At 70.7% G+C, this 22,669-nt stretch carries 20 protein-coding genes, 1 tRNA gene and 1 pseudogene; 10 read left to right on the top strand and 12 right to left on the bottom strand.

The features are described 5' to 3' along the window. Positions 1-21: 21 nt before the first annotated feature. The 5 genes and pseudogenes from Aut01nite_RS12610 to Aut01nite_RS12590 form a co-directional block, all read right to left on the bottom strand. Complete coding sequence (locus Aut01nite_RS12610) at positions 22-1,143, bottom strand: calcium-binding protein (RefSeq protein WP_161790761.1); 1,122 nt, start codon at positions 1,141-1,143, stop codon at positions 22-24. Positions 1,144-1,224: 81 nt separating this feature from the next. Further along, positions 1,225-1,467, bottom strand: a pseudogene (locus Aut01nite_RS12605) (hypothetical protein); the annotation flags it as partial. Positions 1,468-1,469: 2 nt separating this feature from the next. Beyond that, positions 1,470-2,108 (bottom strand): HNH endonuclease family protein, encoded by a 639-nt coding sequence (locus tag Aut01nite_RS12600; RefSeq protein WP_043533047.1) that lies wholly within the window; start codon positions 2,106-2,108, stop codon positions 1,470-1,472. A gap of 22 nt (positions 2,109-2,130) precedes the next feature. Continuing rightward, complete coding sequence (leuA, locus tag Aut01nite_RS12595) at positions 2,131-3,852, bottom strand: 2-isopropylmalate synthase (protein ID WP_043533048.1); 1,722 nt, start codon at positions 3,850-3,852, stop codon at positions 2,131-2,133. Between the two features lie 155 nt (positions 3,853-4,007). Further along, positions 4,008-4,793 carry a hypothetical protein gene (locus Aut01nite_RS12590; RefSeq protein WP_043533049.1) on the bottom strand — a complete coding sequence of 262 codons (786 nt, stop codon included), beginning with the start codon at positions 4,791-4,793 and terminating at the stop codon, positions 4,008-4,010. Positions 4,794-4,955: 162 nt separating this feature from the next. Here Aut01nite_RS12590 and Aut01nite_RS12585 point away from each other — a divergent pair, with 162 nt between their 5' ends. Together Aut01nite_RS12585 and Aut01nite_RS12580 are read left to right on the top strand one after the other, a co-directional pair. After that, positions 4,956-6,221 carry an aspartate kinase gene (locus Aut01nite_RS12585; RefSeq protein WP_043533050.1) on the top strand — a complete coding sequence of 422 codons (1,266 nt, stop codon included), beginning with the start codon at positions 4,956-4,958 and terminating at the stop codon, positions 6,219-6,221. Positions 6,222-6,229: 8 nt separating this feature from the next. Next, the gene (locus Aut01nite_RS12580) at positions 6,230-7,297 is read left to right on the top strand and encodes an aspartate-semialdehyde dehydrogenase (protein WP_043533051.1); all 1,068 of its coding nucleotides are present in this window, start codon (positions 6,230-6,232) and stop codon (positions 7,295-7,297) included. Positions 7,298-7,406: 109 nt separating this feature from the next. On the opposite strand, the gene pyrE is transcribed toward Aut01nite_RS12580, so the two are convergent. Beyond that, complete coding sequence (gene pyrE / locus Aut01nite_RS12575; RefSeq protein ID WP_043533052.1) at positions 7,407-7,934, bottom strand: orotate phosphoribosyltransferase; 528 nt, start codon at positions 7,932-7,934, stop codon at positions 7,407-7,409. 150 nt (positions 7,935-8,084) lie between these two features. On the opposite strand from pyrE, the gene Aut01nite_RS12570 reads away from it, so the two are divergent. After that, entirely contained in the window at positions 8,085-8,354 is a 270-nt protein-coding gene (locus Aut01nite_RS12570) for a hypothetical protein (RefSeq protein ID WP_043533053.1), read from the top strand. 367 nt (positions 8,355-8,721) lie between these two features. Here the strand turns inward: Aut01nite_RS12570 and Aut01nite_RS12565 are convergent. Then, positions 8,722-8,798 (bottom strand) — tRNA-Pro (locus tag Aut01nite_RS12565). Between the two features lie 74 nt (positions 8,799-8,872). Further along, the gene (locus tag Aut01nite_RS12560; protein ID WP_043533054.1) at positions 8,873-9,766 is read right to left on the bottom strand and encodes a metallophosphoesterase; all 894 of its coding nucleotides are present in this window, start codon (positions 9,764-9,766) and stop codon (positions 8,873-8,875) included. Between the two features lie 25 nt (positions 9,767-9,791). Between Aut01nite_RS12560 and Aut01nite_RS12555 the strand changes: the two genes are divergently transcribed. Beyond that, complete coding sequence (locus Aut01nite_RS12555; protein ID WP_043533055.1) at positions 9,792-10,244, top strand: GatB/YqeY domain-containing protein; 453 nt, start codon at positions 9,792-9,794, stop codon at positions 10,242-10,244. Positions 10,245-10,326: 82 nt separating this feature from the next. On the opposite strand, the gene Aut01nite_RS12550 is transcribed toward Aut01nite_RS12555, so the two are convergent. Further along, positions 10,327-12,738 (bottom strand): transglycosylase domain-containing protein, encoded by a 2,412-nt coding sequence (locus tag Aut01nite_RS12550; protein ID WP_043533056.1) that lies wholly within the window; start codon positions 12,736-12,738, stop codon positions 10,327-10,329. A gap of 310 nt (positions 12,739-13,048) precedes the next feature. Between Aut01nite_RS12550 and Aut01nite_RS12545 the strand changes: the two genes are divergently transcribed. After that, positions 13,049-13,351 carry a WhiB family transcriptional regulator gene (locus Aut01nite_RS12545; protein ID WP_043533057.1) on the top strand — a complete coding sequence of 101 codons (303 nt, stop codon included), beginning with the start codon at positions 13,049-13,051 and terminating at the stop codon, positions 13,349-13,351. Positions 13,352-13,360: 9 nt separating this feature from the next. Here Aut01nite_RS12545 and bagB read toward each other — a convergent pair whose 3' ends face one another. Genes bagB through Aut01nite_RS12530 form a run of 3 tightly spaced genes read right to left on the bottom strand, consistent with a single transcriptional unit; the run spans position 13,361 to position 16,309 of the window. Continuing rightward, positions 13,361-14,488, bottom strand: coding sequence for an ArsA family ATPase (bagB, locus tag Aut01nite_RS12540; protein ID WP_084000072.1), 1,128 nt, complete (start codon positions 14,486-14,488; stop codon positions 13,361-13,363). 43 nt (positions 14,489-14,531) lie between these two features. Beyond that, positions 14,532-15,491: an ATPase BagA gene (gene bagA / locus Aut01nite_RS12535; protein ID WP_043533059.1), complete on the bottom strand. Its 960-nt coding sequence runs from the start codon at positions 15,489-15,491 to the stop codon at positions 14,532-14,534. Positions 15,492-15,514: 23 nt separating this feature from the next. Further along, positions 15,515-16,309 carry an Rv0361 family membrane protein gene (locus tag Aut01nite_RS12530; RefSeq protein WP_052164586.1) on the bottom strand — a complete coding sequence of 265 codons (795 nt, stop codon included), beginning with the start codon at positions 16,307-16,309 and terminating at the stop codon, positions 15,515-15,517. A 135-nt stretch (positions 16,310-16,444) separates the two neighbouring features. Between Aut01nite_RS12530 and sp36 the strand changes: the two genes are divergently transcribed. From sp36 to Aut01nite_RS12505, 5 genes are all read left to right on the top strand, one after another. After that, on the top strand, positions 16,445-16,603 hold the full coding sequence (sp36, locus tag Aut01nite_RS12525) for a Sp36 family protein (protein ID WP_152629122.1): 159 nt from the start codon (positions 16,445-16,447) through the stop codon (positions 16,601-16,603). Further along, positions 16,600-17,091, top strand: a complete 492-nt coding sequence (locus Aut01nite_RS12520; RefSeq protein WP_084000075.1) for a RidA family protein — start codon at positions 16,600-16,602, stop codon at positions 17,089-17,091. Before sp36 ends, Aut01nite_RS12520 begins: the two co-directional genes overlap by 4 nt. Positions 17,092-17,186: 95 nt before the next feature. Then, positions 17,187-17,984, top strand: a complete 798-nt coding sequence (locus Aut01nite_RS12515) for an MBL fold metallo-hydrolase (protein WP_043533061.1) — start codon at positions 17,187-17,189, stop codon at positions 17,982-17,984. Further along, on the top strand, positions 17,981-21,580 hold the full coding sequence (locus tag Aut01nite_RS12510; RefSeq protein ID WP_043533062.1) for an adenylate/guanylate cyclase domain-containing protein: 3,600 nt from the start codon (positions 17,981-17,983) through the stop codon (positions 21,578-21,580). Before Aut01nite_RS12515 ends, Aut01nite_RS12510 begins: the two co-directional genes overlap by 4 nt. Before the next feature lie 31 nt (positions 21,581-21,611). Then, a complete protein-coding gene (locus Aut01nite_RS12505) occupies positions 21,612-22,610 on the top strand; it encodes a serine/threonine-protein kinase (RefSeq protein WP_043533063.1) in 999 nt (332 codons plus the stop codon). Positions 22,611-22,669 lie beyond the last annotated feature (59 nt).

The raw sequence follows: 22,669 nt of genomic DNA, 5'->3' as shown, positions 1-22,669 counted from the left end.
ACCGTACCCAGTGGTCACCAGTTACTGGCCGTGCGGGTATTCGGTGACGTCACAGCCGTCCGGCACGTCGCCCGGGTAGAGCTCGCAGGTGTCCCGGTCGACGCCGCCGGAGACCAGGTCCGGCACGTCCGGCGGCGGGTACGGGCGGCTCATCCAATCCACCCAGTCCCGGCCGTCGAGGGCGTCGTCGCCGGCGCCGCCGTACAGCCGGTCAGCGCCCTCCTCGCCCACCAGTTTGTCGGCCCCGGAGCCACCGATGATGGTGTCGTCGCCGGGCCCGCCCAGGATGACGTCGTCGCGGCCGCTGCCCCACAGCAGGTCACCGCCGCCACCGCCCTGGATGCGCTCGATGTCCGGGTGGAGGGTGTCCCGCTCGCCCCGGGCGCCGTCGTCGCCGGCGACCCCGTCCAGATCCACCGTGACGCCGGCCCCGTAACCGGTGTAGGAGACGGTGTCGGTACCGGTGTCGCCGAGGACCCGGTCGTTGTCACCCGTGATCGTGTCGGTCTGCATGTAGAGCAGATCGTCGTCGGCGCCGCCGCTCATCAGATCGCTGCCCGCGCCCCCGGTCAGCTGATCCCGGCCGGCGCCGCCGGAGAGCGTGTCATCGCCCGCCCCGCCGAAGATCTGCTCCGCTCCGGCCCCGCCGTAGATCCGGTCCGCGCCCGGCCCGCCGTCGAGGAACTCGTGCTCGGCGGCGCTGCCGAGGATGGTGTCCGCGCCGGCCTCACCGTAGAGCTCGGAGGGGCCGCCGGCGGTCTGGATGGTGTCGTTGCCGGCGCCGCCGCGCAGTTCGGTCCACAGCTTGGTCCGGTTGGTGACCCGATCGTCGCGGTCACCGGCGTAGACCACGACGCGCGGCGCGTGATCCATCACCCAGCCGTAGGTGCACCGGACCACGGTGCGGTCCTTGCTGATCACCGCGCACCCCGGGCCGGTCCGGATCGGGACGACGTCGTCGATGATGACGGACTTGGTGGAGGCGGTGACCACGACCTGGTTCGCCGAGCCGGGCGCGCCCCAGAAGACGGCCTGCATGTTGTTCATGCGCATCGTGGCGTAACCGCTCGAGGCCGCCTGCGCCGGACCCGCGAGGACCGCGGCTCCGGCGAGGCCGGTCAGTAGAGAGAGGCCGATGGTCACCGGCCGTTTGAGATGGTGTGACATTGTCGTGGGTTCCCCCCGAATCCACTGCGGATGGTTTGCGCAGTGTAAAGGGAAACATCAATCTTCGGGGCGGTGCAGGAGGGCGGCCGCGACGGTGTGCACCGCGGCGAGATCGGCGGGGTCGGCCAGTTTCGCGCGGGCGCCGGTCACCGTGTACCACTCCTCGGCGTCCTTGTACTGCACCCGGACCACGGCGTCGCCGTCGACCAGTTCGGTCCGCAGCGTCAGGTCGCCGGTGACGACCCCGACCTCGTCGGTCATCACGCCGCCCGGCCCCGGCACGATGTCGGTGGTCTCGCTCATCAGCATGTCCCCAGCATCTCGGTGAGAGCGTCCTTCTCCTTCTGCGTGATGGTGAGTTTCCAGTAGCTCTTCACCTCAATCCAGTCCCGGGCGTACGAGCACCAGGCGTCCTTGACCTCAGGCTTCCAGGTCGACGGATCCTGGTCGCCCTTCGAGCGGTTCGAGGAGGCCGAGACGGCGATCAGCTGGGGCCGGTCGAGATCATTGGCGAAGTCGCCGCGCTTCTCGGTGGTCCACTCGTCGGCGCCGGACCGCCAGGCGTTCGCGAGCGGCACCATGTGGTCGATGTCGACCTTGGTGGGGGAGGTCAGCACCTCGCCGTCGTACAGGCTGTCCCAGGTGCCGGCGACGACGTTGCAACCGGAGAACTTGACCTTGTCACCGTCCCGCTTCAGGACGGTGTCGCGGACGTCGCAGTTCTCGCCGGTGTCCCGCCAGTGTGGGAACTTCTCCCGGCTGTAACCCTTCATCGAGCCGGCGTCGGCGATGGTCAGGGAGTCGAGGCTCGCCCCTCCCCCGGTCGAGGAGGAGGGCGGATCGCCGGGGTCGCCGGTGGTGGCGACCTCACAGCCGGAGAGGGCGAACAGGACTGCTACGGCGATGACTGAGCTACGTGGGGCCACGTAGCCCAGTCTCATACCGGATCTTGGTGGGCGCCAATCAGGAGGCGCGGTTCACCGCACTGGTCACCGCTTTGATGGACGCGCTGACGATGTTGGCGTCGATCCCGACACCCCACACCGCCACGTCGCCGACCTCCACCTCGACATAGGCGGCGGCCTGCGCGTCGCCGCCGGAGGTCAGGGCGTGCTCGTTGTAGTCCAGCACCCGGGCGCGGATCCCCAGCGGGGCGATGGCCTGCACGAACGCGTCGATCGGGCCGTTACCCACGCCGGTGACGGTCTGGCGCTGGTTGTAGTGCGAGACGTGCGCCTCGATCTCCACCTTGCCGTCCACCGTGGCAGTGGTGTAACCCGCCACCCGGATCGCCGGCTCCTTCTGGTGCTCGACCAGGTACTCGGCCGCGAAGTAGTCCCACATCTGCTGCGGGCCGACCTCGCCGCCCTCTTCGTCGGTGTGCTGCTGCACCACGCCGGAGAACTCGATCTGCAGCCGCCGCGGCAGATCCAGCTTGTGCTCCTCCTTCATGATGTACGCCACGCCGCCCTTGCCGGACTGCGAGTTGACCCGGATGACCGCCTCGTAGGTGCGGCCCACGTCCTTCGGGTCGATCGGCAGGTACGGCACACCCCAGGTGAACTCGTCGATCGGGGTGCCGGCCGCGTCGGCGTCGGCCTCCAGGGCGGTGAAGCCCTTCTTGATCGCGTCCTGGTGCGAGCCGGAGAACGCGGTGTAGACCAGGTCGCCCGCGTACGGGTGCCGCTCGTGCACCGGCAGCTGGTTGCAGTACTCGACGGTCCGCTTGATCTCGTCGATCTTCGAGAAGTCGATCTGCGGGTCGATGCCCTGGGAGAACAGATTCAGCCCCAGGGTGACCAGGTCGACGTTGCCGGTGCGCTCGCCGTTGCCGAACAGGCAGCCCTCGATCCGGTCGGCGCCGGCCAGCAGACCCAGCTCGGCGGCCGCGACGGCGGTGCCCCGGTCGTTGTGCGGGTGCAGACTCAGGATCACGCTGTCGCGCCGCGGCAGGTTCCGGTGCATCCACTCGATCGAGTCGGCGTACACGTTCGGCGTGGCCATCTCGACGGTGGCCGGCAGGTTGATGATCAGCGGCCGGGCCGGGGTCGGGTCGATCACGTCGATCACGGCCGAGCAGATCTCCAGTGCGTACTCCAGCTCGGTGCCGGTGTACGACTCCGGCGAGTACTCGTAGAAGATCTCGGTGTCCGGGGTGTGGATCTCCGCGTACTTCTGGCAGAGCCGCGCGCCGGTCGTCGCGATGTCGGTGATGCCGTCGGAGTCCAGTCCGAACACCACCCGCCGCTGCAGCGTCGAGGTCGAGTTGTAGAAGTGCACGATCGCCCGCTTGGCGCCCCGAATCGACTCGAACGTCCGGTCGATCAGATGCTCACGGCACTGCACCAGCACCTGGATCGTGACGTCGTCCGGAATCAGGTCCTGCTCGATCAGCTGGCGTACGAAATCGAAGTCGGTCTGGCTCGCCGCCGGGAAACCGACCTCGATCTCCTTGTAGCCCATCTTCACCAGCAGCATGAACATCCGCCGCTTGCGTTCGGGCGACATCGGGTCGATCAGCGCCTGATTACCGTCCCGCAGGTCCACCGCGCACCAGCGCGGCGCCTTCTCGGTCACGTTGCCGGGCCACTGACGGTCGGGCAGGGCGATGGAGAACTGCTTCTGGTACGCCTCGTAGCGCTGGAACGGCATCGGGCTGGGCTGCTGAGAACCAAAAACGGACATGTGGGACTGCTCCAGTCAGGAAGAAGACGAGCAGGCGGCGCGCGTCACCTCCGCGACGAGGTGCCGGCCTGGAATGGGGCCTCGTCGCGGCAGCGAAGGAGAAGGTTCACCTGCCACATGTCGCCAGTCACGTTACGTCAAGGGAATCCGAACGGCTAACCGTTCGCCCGGATGGTGGGAACGCTGCCGCTCGGCGTGACCGTCTGCGGATCGGCGCTCATCCCCATCGGCTGACCGGCCACCTCGGGCCCCGGCAACGGCAGCGTGGCCGGGCCGGCGAACTGGCCGACCAGCTTCAGGACGCCGAAGTCGACCTGCGCCGCGGTCAGCAGACCGTCCGGGGCGTAGCAGTAGATGCCCACGTCCACCGGCGGATCGAGGGAGGCGGTCACCGAGTCGACGGCATAACAGGCGCCCTGCGCGCCGTCCAGCGGTGGGACCGCGGAGACGGCCAGGGCGGCCCGCCGGTCGGTGAAGACGGCCAGCCACTGGCGGAACAGGCGCTGTACCCCTGGGTCGTACCGGCGGGGGACCTTGTCACCGCCCTCGGCGACCCGGACGCAGGTCGGGCTGACCGGCAGCGCCGGGGTGGCGAGCGTGCACTGATAGAGGCCGGTGGGCACCCGGATGATCGTGACGCCGGCGGAACCGCCGAGCGCGCCGCCCGGGATGTCGACACGCCACGTGCCGTCCTGGGCGACCGCCGCGACCACCTCACGAGGAGTGCCGCGGCCGTCGTCGAAGGAATAGCGGGCGGCGTACCGACGCTCCAGGGCCAGCGCGGCCAGGCCGGCCAGCTCGTCCCGGGCGGCGGGTTCGGGGGCGGCGACCGACGGCGCCGCGGACGGCGAGGCGGGGGTGGCCTCCGGTGTGTCGCTGTCGCCACAGCCGGCCAGCCCGACCGTCAGCAGCACGACGGTCAACGCGGAGGGAATGCGCATCGCGACATTCTCGCCCCATACCGTGCGATGCTTCCCGGTACGGCGCTCCGGGGACACCGGCGTGTCGCGCCACACCGGCCGGAATCTGGGATCGCCTGTCGAGGCCACGCTGGGACGCGGCTAGGGTGGGAGCGATTGCCGAGCTCGAAGGAATGATTCGTCGTGGCGCTTGTGGTGCAGAAGTACGGTGGCTCGTCCGTCGCGAACGCTGAACGCATCAAGCGTGTGGCGGAGCGCATCGTGGCCGCCCGCAAGGCCGGAGACGACGTCGTGGTCGTCGTCTCCGCGATGGGTGACACCACCGACGAGCTGCTCGACCTCGCCAACCAGGTCAGCCCGCTCCCGCCCGGCCGTGAGCTGGACATGCTGCTCACCGCCGGCGAGCGGATCTCGATGGCGCTGCTCGCCATGGCGATCCACAACCTGGGTTACGAGGCCCGGTCCTACACCGGCTCGCAGGCCGGCGTGCTCACCACCTCGGTGCACGGCAAGGCCCGGATCATCGACGTCACCCCCGGCCGCCTGCGGACCGCGCTCGACGAGGGCGCGATCGCCATCGTCGCCGGCTTCCAGGGTGTGTCGCAGGACACCAAGGACATCACCACGCTGGGCCGGGGCGGCTCGGACACCACGGCGGTCGCCCTCGCCGCGGCGCTGCACGCCGACGTCTGCGAGATCTACACCGACGTGGACGGCGTCTTCACCGCCGACCCGCGGATCGTCCCGGACGCCAAGCACATCAAGAAGATCACGTACGAGGAGATGCTCGACCTCGCCGCCGGCGGGGCGAAGGTACTGATGTTGCGATGCGTGGAGTACGCGCGGCGCTTCAACGTGCCGATCCACGTACGCTCTTCGTACTCGAACAAAGAAGGCACGCTCGTCACCGGCTCGATGGAGGACCCTGACGTGGAGAACGCACTGATCACCGGGGTCGCGCACGAGCGCAGCGACGCGAAGATCACGATCGTCGGCGTGCCCGACGAGCCCGGCGCGGCCGGCCGCATCTTCGAGACCGTCGCCAAGGCCGAGATCAACATCGACATGATCGTGCAGAACGTGTCGACCGAGGGCACCGGCCGCACCGACATCTCGTTCACGCTGCCGAAGGCCGACGGCCAGACGGCGATGAACGCGCTCGACAAGATCAAGGACCAGGTCAAGTTCAAGGGCCTGCTCTTCGACGACCACATCGGCAAGGTCTCCCTGGTCGGCGCCGGCATGCGCTCGCACCCGGGCGTCGCCGCCGAGTTCTTCGCCACCATCGGTGCCGCCGGCGTCAACATCGAGATGATCTCCACGTCGGAGATCCGGGTCTCGGTCGTCTGCCGCGACACCGACCTCGACACCGCCGTCCGCGCCGTGCACGCCCAGTTCGAGCTCGGCGGTACCGAGGAGGCCGTCGTCTACGGCGGTACCGGCCGGTAACCCGAACGATGGCGCAGCCCACGCTCGCCGTCGTCGGAGCCACCGGCTCCGTCGGTTCCGTCATGCTCGAGCTGCTCTCGTCCCGGCGCAACGTCTGGGGCGAGATCCGGCTCATCGCGTCCGCCCGTTCCGCCGGCAAGGTGCTGACCTGCCGCGGCGAGAGCCTGGACGTCCGCGAGCTCACCGCCGAGGCCTTCGACGGCGTCGACGTGGCCATGTTCGACGTGCCCGACGAGGTGTCCGAGCACTGGGCGCCGATCGCGGTCGCCCGTGGTGTCACCGTGGTGGACAACTCGTCGGCCTTCCGGATGCGTTCCGACGTGCCGCTCGTGGTGCCCGAGGTCAACCGCGAGGACCTGGCGCACCGGCCGGCCGGCATCGTCGCCAGCGCCAACTGCACCACCGCCGCGATGATCGTCGCGGTGGCGCCCCTGCACCGGGAGTACGGGCTGCGCGAGCTGGTCCTGGCCTCCTACCAGTCGGCGTCCGGCGCCGGGCAGGTCGGCGTGGACACCCTGCACGACCAGCTCAGCAAGGTCGCCGGGGACCGGTCGCTCGGATCCCGGCCGGGCAATGTGCGGCAGGCCGTCGGCGACGATCTCGGCCCGTTCCCGGCGCCGCTCGCGCTCAACGTGGTGCCCTGGTCCGGTGACCTGGCCGACGCCGGCTGGTCTTCCGAGGAGCTCAAGCTCCGCAACGAGTCCCGCAAGATCCTGGCCGTGCCGGCCCTGAAGGTCTCCGCCACCTGCGTACGGGTCCCGGTCGTCACCGGCCACTCCATCGCCGTGCACGCGGTGTTCGCGTCCGAGGTGACCGCCGACGGCGCCCGGCAGGCGCTGCGCAACGCCCCCGGCGTGATCCTGGTCGACGACCCGGAGGCCGGCGAGTTCCCGATGCCGATCGACGCGGTCGGCACCGACCCGTCCTGGGTGGGCCGCATCCGCCGGGCCATGGACGACCCTCGCGCCCTGTCGTTCTTCGTGACCGGCGACAACATGCGCAAGGGCGCCGCCCTCAACACCGTCCAGATCGCCGAGCTGCTCGCCGCCGAGATCGCCAAACGCGCCGCCTCGTGACCCGCCTCGAAGGGCTGCGGGTTCCAGCGGTGAGTTCCGGCCGGCCGGCAGCGCTGTCTCGGGCGCGTTGAGACGGCACTGACGACCAGCCGGCTCCGGGAGCGGAAGGTCAGGCGGCCGCGTCGAGTTCGGCGCGGGTCAGCAGGGCGCGCAGGGTGATGCCCTCGGCGGCGAGCGCCTGGGACCCGCCCTCCTGCCGGTCGATGACGCAGACCGCGTGGTCCACGTGGGCGCCCAGCTTGCGCAGGTCGTTGGTGGAGATGACGACCTGGCCGCCGGAGGTGACGACGTCCTCGACGATCAGGACGCGGCGGCCGGCCACCTCGGCGCCCTCGGCGAGGCGGGCGGTGCCGTACTGCTTGGCCTGCTTGCGGACGAAGGCGGTGGGCAGGCCGGCGTGCCGGGCCAGGGCGGTGACGACGGCGATGCCGCCCATCTCCAGGCCGGCCAGGACCTCGGTGCCCTCGGGGATGAGCACGGCCAGGCGCTCGGCGAGCTTGTCCAGCAGGACCGGGTCGGCCTCGAACTGGTACTTGTCGAAGTATTCGGTGGCGGTGCGGCCGGAGCGGAGCGTGAACTCGCCGGTCAGGCGGCTCACGGTGCGGACCTGGCGGGCGAGGTCGATCGAGTCTGTCACAAGGAATCAGCTTGTCAGGTGGCCCCGACCGGCCGTACGGCACCCCTCACGGTCACCCGTTGGCGTACTTGATCTCCGGCCTGGCGCAAACTATGCCTGTTTAGGGTAATTTTCGCCTAATTAGTGGCTTGCGCCCGGAAGGATAGTTCTGTGACACCCTTCGCGATGCTCTTCCTGCTCGCCCTCGCCGGCTCCTCGTGCTTCGCCCTCGGCCGGGCTTTCGGCCGCGGCGAACGTTACGAACGCGGTTACCGGGAGGGCTTCCGCGACGGCGAGACCGGCTCCCTCGCCCGCGCGACCCGGCTCATGCAGCTCACCGAGCGCCCGTCGATCGCTCCGGCGGTCGAGTCGATGCTCGGGCCCTACGCGGTGCCCCAACAGATGGCCCCACGCACGGTCGGCCCGCAGTTGGCCCTCTGAGCCACCCGACCGCGCTGAGGCTGTCAGGAGGGGCCTCAGCGCGATAGCCGCGGCCCCATGGACGGGGGCCGGATGGGTGGTCGTGCCGGCCACGGATGGAAACGTCGGCACAGGAAAGATCGATCGAGCCTGGTGGCGCTGACTGCGGCGCCGGGGCATCGACGGGAACCCCTTCCCGAGGACGAGGCCCGCTTCGTCATGTACTGCCGGATTCCGCAGCCGGACGGCAGCCTCGGTGGTCGTTACGTGCGGTAGGTCGAAGCCGGCGCGTTACGCCGGCTGGGCATCGAACCGCCGGAGAATCCGCTGGTCGAGTAAACGAGTGAGGGCCGAACTCCGTCTCCGGAGCTCGGCCCTCATCTGCTGCTGGTCGGGGTGGCGGGATTTGAACCCACGGCCTCTACGTCCCGAACGTAGCGCGCTACCAAACTGCGCCACACCCCGCTGCTGCGAGATAAATACTAGCGGAGCCCCGAGAGGCCCCGCCAACCGGTATCCCCAAAAGGTAAAACCGCAGGTCAGCGCGGAATCAAGGTGAGCAGCGAGGCCTCCGGGCGACAGGCGAACCGGATCGGCGCGGTGGGATGGGTGCCCAATCCGGCGGACACGTGCAGCCACGAATCCGAGCCGGGCCAGCGGTGCAGGCCCTTCGCCATCGAGGTGGGCAGGTCGCAGTTGGTGGTGAGGGCGCCGACGAACGGCACGCAGACCTGACCGCCGTGCGTGTGCCCGGCCAGCATCAGGGCGAACCCGTCGGCGGCCATCGCGTCCAGCACCCGCGAGGCGGGCGTGTGGGTGACCCCGAGGTGCAGGTCGGCGCCGGGACTGATCGGGCCGGCCACGGACGGGTAGTCGTCCCGGTCGATGTGCGGATCGTCGACCCCGGCCATCTCGATGGAGCGGCCGCCCGCCTTGACCACGGTCCGGGCGTTGTTGAGGTCGGCCCAGCCCCCGTCGACCAGGGCGGCCCGCAGGTCATCGGTGGGCAGGTCGACACCCTGCACGTACTCCCGGTCGGGCATCAGGTAGGTCAGCGGGTTCTTGAAGACCGGACCGCGGTAGTCGTTGGAGCCGAAGACGAACGCGCCCGGAACGCCGAGCAGCGGGTCGAGGGCGCGCAGGACGCCGGGGACGGCCTCCGGATCCGACAGGTTGTCGCCGGTGACCACGACGAGGTCGGGGTCGGTGCCGCCGAGCGCGGCCACCCAGTCCTGCTTGCGCCGCTGGCCGGGCATCATGTGCAGGTCGGAGAGATGCAGAATGCGCAGCGGCTCGGAGTCGGGCTCCAGGACCGGCACATCGAAGCGCCGGAGGGTGAACATGTTGCGCTCGACGAGGGACGCATAGGCGAGCGTCGCCCCGCCCAGCGCGGTCAGAGTGGCGGCGGCCGAAATAAGGGAGCGCTTACGCATGCCCGCAAGGGTAGTTTCTCCCTCCATGGGAACGTTGAAAGACCGCCTGAACGATGACCTGCACACCGCCATGAAGTCCCGGGACGAGCTGACCACGTCGACGCTGCGGATGGCGCTGTCCGCGGTGCGGACCGCCGAGGTCGCCGGTGACGAGGCCCGCGACCTCTCCGACGACGAGGTTCTGGCGGTGCTGACCAAGGAGGCGAAGAAGCGCCGGGAGGCGGCCACCGCCTTCGCCGGGGCCGGTCGTGCCGACCAGGCGGCCAAGGAGACGGCCGAGGGCGAGGTCCTGGACCGTTACCTGCCGAAGCAGCTCACCGACGCCGAGATCAGCGAGATCGTCGGGGCGGCGCTCACCGCCGGCGGCTTCACCGGCAAGGCGCAGATGGGCCCGGCGATGAAGGCGGCCCAGGCCGCGGTGGCGGGACGTGCGGAGGGCGGCCGCGTGGCGGCCGAGGTGCGGCGCCGGCTGGCCTGAGGTCACAACCCCCTGGGTGGTACGGAGAACGGCCGGGAGATGGGATCTCCCGGCCGTTTCGTGTCCCCTGGCTAGCTGAGCGTCAGCGCCCGCCCGGCCTGGTCGGGGTGCTCGTCCCCGGGCCTGGCGCCGTCGGTTGAGCGCCCTTGCCGTTACTGACCTCGATGCTCACCGCGCCGCCCTTGACGGTGCGGTTCGGCGGGTTGGTGCCCGCGGCGGTGCCTGCCGGGCACTTGGAGTCGACCGTCGCACCGACCGAGACCTCGAAGCCCGCGTCCTCGACCTCGTCGCGGGCCGACGAGACCGACTCGCACTCCACGTTCGGGATGGAGCGCTGGTCCCCGTACGCGATCTTGTCGCTGCCCGGCTTCTTGAACTGGACCTTCGGCTTGCCGTCCATGTACGCCGCCAGCGTGTACTGCACCGCCGGGTTGATGATGGAGTGCTCCATCTGGTTCTTGTGCTCGGGGTAGTCCGGGTTGGCCATGTAACCCGCGACCACCAGCGACGTGGTGCCGGCGATCAGCGAAGCGGTCGCCGAGCCGTCGGTAGTGCCGGACTTGCCGAAGACCGGGTGGCCGACGATGCCCTTGGTGGGCCGCGCGGTGGCGCCCTCGCAGCTGCCGAGCTGGGCCGAGTCGCCGACCGGGCAGCGGGCCGCGTCCAGGGCGGCACGGGCCACGTCCCGGGAGGTGGCGGCGATGCAGTGCGGCTTGCCGACGTCGATCTTCTCACCCTCGTTCGTGGTGATCTGCTCGATCGGGGTGGGCTGGCAGTACTTGCCGTCGGCGGCGAGGGTCGCGTACGCGTTCGCCATGTCGAGCGGGGTCGACGCGGTGACACCGAGGGAGAACGCGCCGAAGCTGGCGGCGCCACCCTCCTTGGTGGTCATCCCGGCTTCCTTCGGCTCGCGGAACTGCACGCCGAAGCGCTTGGCGACCGCGATCACCTTGTCCGACCCGACCCGCTCCTGGAGCGGGATGAAGTACGTGTTGATCGACTTCGCGAAGGCGGACCACATGGTGTAGGTGCCCTCACCGCCACCGCCGGAGTTCTTGGGGCAGTAGTAACCGTCGCAGGACGCCGGGCCGGGGCCGACCGGATAGCCGGACTTGTAGATCTTCGGCGCGTGGATCGTGTAGCCCAGCGGGTACCCGGCTTCCAGCGCGGCGATGATCGGGAAGATCTTGAACACCGAGCCGGCCTGGTAGCCCTTGATGTCGCCACCACCGGTGAGCAACGGGTTCGTCGTGTTCGGGTGGGTGCCCCGGATCTTCTTCGCGGCCTTCTTCGGGTCCGAGGAGATCTTGTTCTGCGGGTTCGACGGGTCGTCGAGCTTGTACTTCCGGTTCGCCGCGAGGATCCGCACCTTGCCGTTGCCCGGCTGGATGCCGGCCAGGAGCACGGCGTCCGGGCTGGTGTCCGGCTCACGCTTGGCGGCCTGGTCACGCGCGGCCTGCTGGCCCTTGAGGTCGAGAGTGGTGACGATCCGGTAGCCGCCGCTCTTCAGCCGGCGCTCACGGTCGTACGTCGTCGCGCCGAACGCCTCCTGGCCCAGCCACCAGCGGTGGAAGTAGTCGCAGAAGAAGCCCCAGTGGTTCTTCGCCACCCAGGCGCAGCCCCGGCCGACCTGCTTGACCGTCTTCGGGACCTTGATCTTCTTGGCGTCGTCGGCCTGCTTCTGCGTGATGGCGCCCATCTCGACCATGGCCGGGATGATGTAGTTGTCCCGGCGGGCGGTGATGTCCGCGTTACCGGCGTTGGTCGTCGGGTTGAAGGCGCTCGGCGCCTTCACCATGCCGGCGAGCATGGCCGCCTCGGCGACGTTCAGGTCCTTCGGGCGCTTGTTGAAGTACACCTGGCTGGCGGCGAAGACGCCGTAGGCCTGGTTTCCGAACGGCGCGATGTTGAGGTAGCGCTCCAGGATCTGGTCCTTGGTGAGCTCCTTCTCGATCTGCAGCGCGTACTTCATTTCGGTGATCTTGCGCTTCGGGCTGTCCTCGGTGGCGTCGATCACCTCCTGCGGGTTGGTCGCCGAGTAGGCCAGCGACATCCGCACGTACTGCATCGTCAGGGTGGAGGCGCCCTGCTGGGCGCCGCCCTGGTTGTTGCTCACGAAGGCACGCGCGACGCCCTTGAGGTCGACGCCGTTGTGGTCGTAGAACTTGCGGTCCTCGGCGGCCAGGATGGCGACCTGCATGTTCTTCGCGATGTCCTTCAGCGGCACGTCACTGCGGAACTCGTCGTAGAACTGGGTGAGCAGAGTCTTGCCGTCGGACGCGTAGACCCGGGTGATCTGCGGCGAACTGAATTCCTTCAGCTCGCTCGGCAGGCTGGCGAACGTCTTGCCACCCGCCTTGGCCGCGAGCCCGGTCATCGCCGCAGCGGGGAACGCGGCGGCGGCCACGACCACGCCGGCCAGCAGGCCGCAGACCAGTAATGAGGTCGCGTTCGTGAAGATGTTGTGATCGCGTCGGCGAAACCAGGAGGTCACCCGAGCAGGGTACGCGACGGATGCACGTGGCCGCCTGTCGAGAAGGCCTGCCTCGCGCCTTACAAGTGTGACCTGCCGCCTCTTTCGGCGGAGCGTTTTTCGGCTTTCGCACCAAAGATACCCCCGTTCGGCCGAGGTTCCACAGCCGCTATGCCCGGAACTACCGGCCTATACGTATTTGAGGGACAACGTTGCGTAATCACCCAACTACAGAGCATGATGGTGCGGCGAGACACGGACGCCGGTCAGGCATGGGGGAACAGGGGCCGGCCGGCGTCAGGGGGTGTGACAGCTAGGGGGGACTTTTACCGTGGGGATGATCAGCGACTGGCCCAGCATGGCGGCGTGTCAGAGTGGCGACCCTGACGCGTTGTTCGTGCAGGGCGCCGAGCAGAACGTGGCGAAGCGGATCTGCCGCAGCTGCCCGGTCCGCTACGAGTGCCTCGCCGACGCGCTGGACAACCGCATCGAGTTCGGCGTCTGGGGAGGTATGACGGAGCGCGAGCGGCGGGCTCTGCTGCGGCGGCACCCGCACGTGGCGAGCTGGCGGAAGATGTTCGAGGCCGCCCTCAAGGAGAAGGGCGCCGACAAGGTGCTCGTCTCCACTCACTGATCGCCTCGATCAGGCGAGAAGTGATCCGATCGTGCGCAGCCCGTCGACGTCGTGGACATCGGCGGGCTGTGCCGCGATCGGGACGGTCGGCACGGCCGGGAAGGACTCGATGAAACCGGCCGCGACCGCGGTCTCCCGCTGCGCCTGGCGCAGCAGCCCGGCGTGGATGCGCAGCACGTCCGCGGTGATCTGCTGGTCGCCCTCGGCCTCCAGCCGGTCCGCGGCGGCCTCGCTCTCCTCGGGCGTCAACCCGGCCGCCTCGGTGCTGTGCATCCGGTTGAGCACCAGGCCGGCCAGCGGCATCCGCTCCGCCACCAGTCGCTCCGCGAAGTAGGCGGCTTCCCGGATCGCGTCCCGCTCGGGCGCCGCGACCAGCAGGAACGCGGTCTGCGGGTCCTGCAGGATCCGGTAGGTCTGGTCGGCGCGCTGCCGGAACCCGCCGAACATCGAGTCGAGCGCCGCCACGAAACCGGACAGGTCGGTCAGCAGCTGCGCCCCGAGGACTTTCTGAACGGTCTTGGAGAACAGCCCGAACGAGGCGGTGACGAGGCTGAACACGCTGCGGCCGCCGGTGCGGGCGGGCGCCAGCAGCATCCGCAGCATCCGCCCGTCGAGGAAACGGGACAACCGGGCCGGCGCGTCCAGGAAGTCCAGCGCCGAGCGGGACGGCGGGGTGTCCACGACGATCAGGTCCCACTGGCCGCCGGCCCGCAACTGGCCCAGCTTCTCCATCGCCATGTACTCCTGGGTGCCGGCGAAAGTGGAGCTCATGGCCTGGTAGAACGGGTTCGCGAAGATCTCGGCGGCGCGTTTCGGCGTGGTGTGCTGCTCGACCACCTCGTCGAAGGTGCGCTTCATGTCGAGCATCATCGCGTGCAGCTCGCCGCCACCGCCCTCGGCGATGCCCTTGACCTGGCGCGGTGTGTTGTCCAGCTCGTTGAGGCCCATCGACTGGGCGAGCCGGCGGGCCGGATCGATGGTGAGCACCACCGTGCGGCGGCCGTGCACCTCGGCCGCGCGCAGCCCCAGAGCCGCGGCGGTGGTGGTCTTGCCGACCCCGCCGGCCCCGCAGCAGACCACGATGCGGATGGCCGGGTCGGCCAGGAGAGCGTCGACGTCGAGCCGTGGAGCCGTCACATCAGCCACCGTTTCAGGGTAGTGCGTCTCGATCGGACCGACGTCACGATCGACCCCGCATCAGGAGTCCGGCGAGCTGGTCAAGGGTGGTCCGGTCCACCCCGTCCGGCAGCAGCGGCAGCTCGATCGTCGGGCGGCCCACCTCGGCCAGCTCCATCCGCAGCGACTCCTCCAGCTCGCGCCGGGTCAGATGGGCCTGCGCCTCGCCGGCCAGCTGGGTCACCGTGGCCGGTCCGGCGGGCAGGCCGGCCGCGGTCAGCCCTCGCTTGATCTCCGCCTTGGTCACCCGGCCGCCGGCCAGCAGAGGTGGGCGGGCCCCGTTCACCACGATCCGGCCGACCGGGATCTTCAGCGCGGTCAGCTCGGCGATCGCGTCCAGGGTCTCCTGGACCGGCATCTCCTCGAGCAGCGTCACCACGTGCACGGCGGTCATCGGTGAGCGCAGCAGTTTCGCCACGCCCTCGCTCTGTGTCTTGATCGGACCGACCTTGACCAGCCTCGCGGTCTCCTCGGTGACGTTGAGGAAGCGGCCCACCCGGCCGGTCGGCGGGGCGTCCAGCACCACCGCGTCATAGGCCCGGCGGCCGTCCGCGGTCCGGGTGGTGGCCTCTTTCACCTTGCCGGTGAGAAGCACGTCACGCAGGCCGGGGGCGATGGTGGTGGCGAAGTCGATGGCGCCGACCTTGCGCAGCGCCCGCCCGGCCGCGCCGAGCTTGTAGAACATCGCCAGGTACTCGAGGAGGGCCTCCTCGGGGTCCACGGCCAGCGCGCGGACCTCACCGCCGCCGCTGGTGACGGCCACCCGCCGCTCCGCGTAGGGCAGCGGCTCCAGGCCGAACAGCTGGGCGATGCCCTGCCGGCCCTCCACCTCGACGAGCAGGGTGCGCCGGCCGCCGGCGGCCAGGCCCAGCGCCAGGGCCGCGGCCACGGTGCTCTTGCCGGTCCCGCCCTTGCCGGTCACCACGTGCAGCCGCTCCGGCCAGTCGCGCTGTTCGTCGCCCATGGGATCCACGTTACGGCGACGTGTCAGCCGGTGACCTCACACACCAGCCAGCCGGTCTTGCGGACCACGGTGAATTCGAGGTCCTGGGCGGCGGTCTTCTCGTCCTCGGTCGACATCACCAGCCGTACGTCCACGCTGGCCTTCTCCTCGTCGCGCTGGGACACGGCGGGCTCGTCCCAGCGGAAGACCGGTCCCTGGTAGCCGTCGGCGTACGAGCTGATCTGCTCGACCCGGGCGGCGAGTTTCGTCTCGTCGCGCGATTTCGCGCACACCAGGTTCTGCGCGGCGACCGCGTCCTGTTGCGTGTAGACCGCGGTCAGGAACCGGTTGACGGCGGTGGCCGGGTCCGCCGAGCCGGGGTTGTCCGCGTCTCTGAGCAGGTAGTACGCCGAGACCGCGCCGCCGCTGCAGAGCGCCAGGGTGGCCACGAACGCCATCGACAGGAAGATCGTCGACCGGCGCCGCGGGTCGGCCGCCGGAGGCAGGCCGGGCGGTGGCCCGGCCCAGATCGGGTCCGGCTGCGGCTGGATCTCGGCCGGCGGGGAGTGCTGGTACGCCAGATGGGGTGGAGGCGGATGCCGCCATTCGCCGGGTCTCTCGTGCCGGGCGTGCCACGGGCCGGTGGGCGGCGGCTGATGCCAGACCGTGGTGGCCGATATCACCTCGGCCGGCACCACGGGATGCTCGGCGGTGTCGTGGTCCGCGGCCGTGTGCGGCGGCTCCGGCACCGGGATCGGCTCCTCCGGCGGGATCGGCATCGGCGGATCGGGCTCCGGTGACGGCGGCGGCTCGGGGTGGCCTCCGACGGCGTGCGTCATGTCATCCTCCGCTCATCGCATTCAGTGATGGCATGCCTGCGCTACGTGTTCAAATCCCGCTCAGCCTAACCAACAGGGGAGCGGCCCGCGTCCTAAGCTGTGCCGGTATCCGACGAACAGGGGAGTACGCAAGCCATGCAGAAGTGGGAGTACGTGACCGTGCCCCTGCTGGTCCACGCGACCAAGCAGATCCTCGACAACTGGGGCGAGGACGGCTACGAGCTGGTCCAGGTCGTCCAGGGGCCCAACAACCCCGAGCAGTTGGTGGCGTACATGAAGCGGCCCAAACAGTGACCACGCCTGCTCCGGTGGCCGGTGCGGGCGCGGTCGACGCGTACGCGAAGCTGGCCGAGCTGGGTCTGACCCTGCCGAAGGTGGCGGCGCCGGTCGCGTCGTACGTGCCGGCCGTCCAGTCCGGCAACCTCGTCTACGTCTCCGGCCAGCTGCCGTTCGTCGACGGCAAGCTGCCTCAGGTGGGCAAGGTCGGCGCCGAGGTCAGTGTCGAGGAGGCGACCGGGCTGGCCCGGCTCTGCGCTCTGAACGCGCTGGCCGCGATCGAGGCACTGGTCGGTCTGGGCCGAATCGTCAAGATCGTCAAGGTGGGCGGGTTCGTCGCGTCGGCGCCGGGCTTCACCGCCCAGCCCGCCGTGATCAACGGTGCGTCCGACCTCTTCGCCGCCGTCCTTGGCGAGCAGGGCCGGCACGCACGGGCCGCGGTGGGGGTCTCCGAGCTGCCGCTGGGCTCGCCGGTCGAGGTCGAGGTCATCGCCGAAGTGGCCTGATCTTGCGGTGGTTCGGCCGCATTTGCTCACCGATGGTGACCGGATCGGACATCGTGTCTCCAAGAACGGTGCCGGGCCGACGTACGATTCGGGGCATGGGGGGTGCTGAGCCCGAGTCGGCCGAGACCGACCGGCTACCGGGTTGGGTGACGCTGTTGCGGGCGCCCAACCCGGGGCCGATGACGCTGGACGGCACGAACACGTGGATCTTGCGAGCGCCCGGCTCCGGCCGGGCCACGGTGGTCGACCCCGGCCCGCTGGACGAGGGTCATCTGCGCCGGATCGCCGAGCACGGGCCGGTCGAGCGCATCCTGATCACACACGGTCATCACGATCACGTCGAGGGCGCCGCCCGCCTCTCCGAGCTGCTCGGCGGGGCGCCGGTCCGGGCCGGTTCACCGGTGCACTGCCTGGGCGGTGAGCCGTTCGACCCCAGCGAGTCGCTGGACGGGAACGGGCTGGAAATACGCGTGCTGCAGACTCCGGGGCACACCAGCGACTCGGTGTCCTTCCTCGTCGAGTGTGAGAGCTCTTCCGCGATGTTCACCGGTGACACCATGCTCGGGCGCGGGACCACGGTGGTGGCCCCGCCCGACGGCGACCTCGGGGCGTACCTGGGCAGTCTGGAGCTGCTCAGCGCGTACCCCGAGGTGTTGATGTTGCCGGGCCACGGACCGGCCCGGACCGACACCGCCGAGCGTGCCCGCTTCTATCTCGCTCATCGCCGGGAGCGGCTGGCGCAGGTCGCGGCCGCCATGGCCGCCGGAGCGGACACGCCCGCGGCCGTCGTGGACCTGGTCTACCCCGACCTCGACCCGGCGCTGCGGTTCGCCGCCGAATGGTCCGCGGCCGCCCAGCTCGACTATCTGCGCAACCCACAGGAAAAGCCGTGACCTGCCCCGTCTGCGGGACCGTTCCGGTTCCCGGCGCCCGCTTCTGTCACCACTGCGGGGCCGCGTTACCGGTCGCCGCCCAGATGCCGGCCGCCGAGCGGCGCATCGTCACGGTGCTCTTCGGCGACCTCTCCGACTTCACCTCGTTCTCCGAGGACCTCGACCCGGAACGGGTCGGCGCCGTCACCGACCGGGTGCTGGCGTCGCTGGCCGGCGCGGTCAAGACGTTCGGCGGGCACGTCGACAAGCTGACCGGCGACGGGATCATGGCGGTCTTCGGCGCCCCGGTGGCCCACGAGGACGACGCCGAGCGGGCGGTCCGGGCGGCGCTGAGCATGCAGCGGGCGGTCCGCCGGGTGCTCGACGACGAACGGGGCGGCGGCGCGCCGCTCGGTCTGCGGGTCGGGCTGAACACCGGAGAAGTGGTGGCCGGTGTGCAGGCCGGCATCGAGTACACGGTCATCGGCGACACGGTGAACACCGCGGCCCGGCTGGCCGACGCCGCCGCGGTGGGCACGGTCTACGCCGGTGAGCGGACCAGCGCCGGCACCCGGCACGTGGCCTCCTGGCGGCAGTTGCGGCCACTGCGGCTCAAGGGCAAGCGGGAGCCGGTGCCCACCTACGAGTTACTCGGCCTGCACGACGCGCCGGGCACCCGGTCGGGGGTGGGCGACGAGGCGCCGTTCGTGGGCCGGGAGGCCGAGCTGGGCCGGGTCTCCGGCGCGCTGGCCGAGGCGATCGACAACCGCACTCCGAAGATCATCGTGATGACGGCCGAGGCCGGGATCGGCAAGTCCCGGTTCGCCGGCGAGGTGAAACGCCTGGCCACCGGCTACTCCGGACACGGCGCCCGTGTGCTGCGGGTGCGCTGCCGCGCGTTCGGCGAACGCCGGCGGTACGCCCCGCTCGCCGACATCGTCCGCAAGGCCGCCGGCCTGCCCAAGGACGTCGCCACCACGGTCGCCCGCACGGTCGTCGAGGAGCGGCTGCGCAAACTCGGCGGCCGGCTCAACGTCACCCTGGACAGCGACCGCCTGCTGGTCCTGCTGGGCTACGGCGAGGCCCCGGACCGCCCGATCGGCCCGGCCGCCCCCGCCGACTGGCCGCCCAGCGCCAAACGCACCGACGCCGAGGCCATCTCGGTCGCCGTGGCCGACCTGCTGAACGCGCTCGCCGCCGAGGAACCGCTGGTGGTGATCGTGGACGACCTGCACGACGCCACCGACACCACGCTCGACGCGATCGGCCGCACCGTGAACCGGCTGGACGGGCCGGCCGTCGTGCTGCTGCTCGCCCGCCCCGAGCTGGTGCGGTCCTCCGGCGCGATGACCCGGCTCGCCGACGCCGAGGTGCACAACCTGCCTCCGCTGCGCGGCGCGGACGCGTCCCGGCTGCTCACCTCCTACCTCAGCGGCGGCAAGCTGCCCCAGCCGGACAGCGACCGGCTGCTCGCCACCGCCCAGGGCAACCCGTTCTATCTGGCCGAGATGGTCACCCTGCTGATGGAACGGGGCGCGCTCACCCCGGCGGTCGGCGCCAACGCGGCCGGGCGGTGGCAGTTGGCGGCCGGTTCCCTGGGCAGCCGGCTGCTCTCCCGGGATCTGGCGGCCGTGCTCGCCGCCCGTATCGACGCCCTGTCGCCGGCGCCGCGGTCGGTGCTGCGGGACGCCTCGGTCGCCGGGACGACGGTGCCCAGCGGAGTCCTGGAGGCGCTGCAGGAGCGGCGTGTGGTCGCCGACTCCCGGCCCGACGTGGTGGTCGCCGTCGAGCTGGAACGGGCTGTCGACGAGCTGTTGCAGCGCCGCATGCTGCACCGGTCGCGGGGCGGGTTCCAGTTCACCACCCCGCTGATGCGCGAGGCGGCGTACGCGGGCATCGGCAAGGCGGACCTGGCCGAGCGGCACGCCTACCTGGCCGCCTGGGCGGCGCCGGAGACGGTGGACCGGCCCGGCCACGACGGCGCGGTCCGGCTCAATCTGACCGGCGGCGAGCGGGACGCGTTCATCGCCACCCACGCCGAGCACGCGATCGAGCTGGCCGACGCGGTGCGGCTGCGCCCGGACGCCCCGGCCCGCGAGGTGGCCCCGCTCGGGGTCGCCGCGCTCGGCCGGATGGCGCGGCGCGCGCTGGCCGACATCGAGCCGGCCGCCGCCCTGGAGTACGCCGAACGCGCCACCACCCTGGCCCAGGGCGACCTGCCGCTGCCCGACCAGCTGGTGCACGCCCGTGCGCTGCTGCGCCTGGGCCGGGCCGAGGAGGCGCTGGCGTACGGGGAGAAGATCGCCGCCGCCTCCGCCGGGGAACCGGTCTGCCGGGCCGAGGCGATGATCGTGGTCGGCCGGGCCTACGAGGCGCTCGGCGACACCGGCCGGGCCGTCGCCGGGTGGCAGGAGGCTCTGGAGATCGCCACCGAGGCTCAGCTGCTACCGGAGCGGGCCAACGCGATGCGCCGCCTCGGCATGGCCGACTTCCTGTCCGGCAAGCTGAGCCAGGCGAGCAGCCGGTTCGCCGCGGCGTACCAGGTCACGCTCGCCGCCGGGGACCGGCACGGACAGGCCTGGGCGCTGCAGAACCTGGCCTGGGTGACCACCACCCGCGGCGACTTCGCCGGCACCGACGCGGTGCTCGGCCGGGCGGCCCGGCTCTTCGCCGAGCTCGGCGACCCGGTCGGGCGGTCGTGGCTGCGCGGCACCACGGCGTTCGCCCGGCTGCTGGCCGGCCGGTTGCAGGAGGCGCGCCGGTTGGCCCGGCTGTTCCTGCCGTTCGGCGATCGGGTCGGTGAGGGGTGGGCGGTCGGCACGCTGCGGGTCGTCGAGGCGTACGCGGCCGCCGAACTCGGTGATCTCGGCGCCGCCGACGGGCAGGCCCGCCGGGCGTACCGGGAGTTCCTCGAAGTGAACGACGACTGGGGTTGCGGGCTCGCGCTCGTCGTCCGCGGTGCGATCGCCCGCGGGCTGAACGAGCCGGAGCACGCCTACGACCTGCTCACCGACGCCCTGGGGTACGCCGACCGGACCGGGCACCCGCTGCTGCTCGGGATGGCCGGGACCCTGCGCGGCTTCGTGGCGCTGCAACGCGGCGACCTGGCGACCGCGGAGGCCGACGCGCGGCGGGTGATGACCGCTGTCGAGCCGCACAATCCGCTCGCCCCGGCACAGGTCGGCCCGCGGGTGCTGCTGGCCGAGGCGCGGATGCGGGCCGGGGACGCGGGGACCGCGATCGGGCTGCTGGCGCCGATCGCGAGCGACACGTCACAGCCGTCGCTGTTGTTCTCCCGGCGGCACGCGCTGGCGTCGTACGCCTCCGCCCTGCTCGCCGACGGCCGGGTGGAGTCGGCCCTGACCTGGATCGGCCGGGCCGGTGAGGCGTCCGCGGAGGACGTCCGCAGCGGGGTGATCTCGGCGATGGTCCGGGCCCGGGTTCTGGCCGCCGCGGACCGGTGCGAGGAGGCCCGCGCCTCGGCGGAGGAGGCGGTCCGGCTGGCCTATTCGACCGAGCAGGCGAGCGAGCGGACGGCCGCCGAGGAGCTGCGGGACACCCTCTCGGTGACCGTCGTGGAGGAAACTGTCGCCTACGCGTCTGACGTGCCCGGATGATCTCCGCAGCGGCTGGCGTATTTTCTATCTCGTGACGGAGACTCCGCCTGGCGCCCTACCCGTACCATACGTGCCGGGCATGTCCGGTTTGTCGGTTATGGCCCGTGGTGGATATGCCACCGTCTATCGGGCCACGCAGGACTCCGTCGGCCGCGAGGTCGCCATCAAGGTCGAGAATCGAACCCTCGACAACGCCCGTGACCAGGCGCGATTCCTGCGCGAGGCGCGGGCTGCCGGGCGCATGTCGTCGCATCCGCACGTGGTCGACCTGTTCGACGTGGGCGTGACGGTCGATCAGCATCCCTACCTGATCATGGAACTCTGCGACGGGTCGTACCTGGATCGGATGCGTGTGTCCCCGCTCACCGCGGCCGAGACCCGGGACGTCGGCATCAAGATCGCGGACGCGCTGGTGCACTCGCACGCCAACGGCGTCCTGCACCGCGACGTGAAGCCGGCGAACATTCTCTACTCCGAGTTCAACACGGCCGTCCTCGCCGACTTCGGCCTGGCCGTGCTCGGCGAGATGCGCGACTCCTCGGTGACCCTCGAGGTGCTCACGCCCGCCTATGCGCCGCCGGAGATGTTCCGCCACGACAGCCCGTCCGGCGCCGCCGACGTCTACGCGCTCTGCGCGAGTCTCTACGCGGTGATGAACGGCCGCCCGCCGCGCTGGGACTCCAACCGCAGCCCCAGCATCCTCACCCTGATGGACCTCTTCAACCACCCGATCCCGGACCTTCCGGGCGTGCCGCGGCAGCTCACCGATGTGCTGCGCTACGGCATGAACAACGACCCGGCGTCCCGGCCCACTGCCGAGGAACTGCGCGACCTGCTCAACAACCTGCACCTGGACCCGAGCCAGCCGCAGCCGCCACCGACGGTCTACCGCACCGCGCGGGTCAACCACGTGCCCCCGCCACGGCCGCGCCCGATCCCGCCGAGCACACCCACGCTCGACGAGACCCCGACCGTCCACAACAGCCCGAACCGCAAGAACTTCTTCCAGAAATGGTTCTTCGGGGGCTGAAAACCCTGATGTGGTACGGGTTGCCGGCCGCCGTCGCCGGATCCCGCCCGTCCGGTGAC

This window comes from Actinoplanes utahensis (assembly GCF_016862455.1).
Classification (GTDB): Bacteria; Actinomycetota; Actinomycetes; order Mycobacteriales; family Micromonosporaceae; genus Actinoplanes; species Actinoplanes utahensis.
The sequence above is the reverse complement of the archived record's forward strand: the minus strand, read 5'-3'. Positions and strand labels throughout refer to the sequence as shown.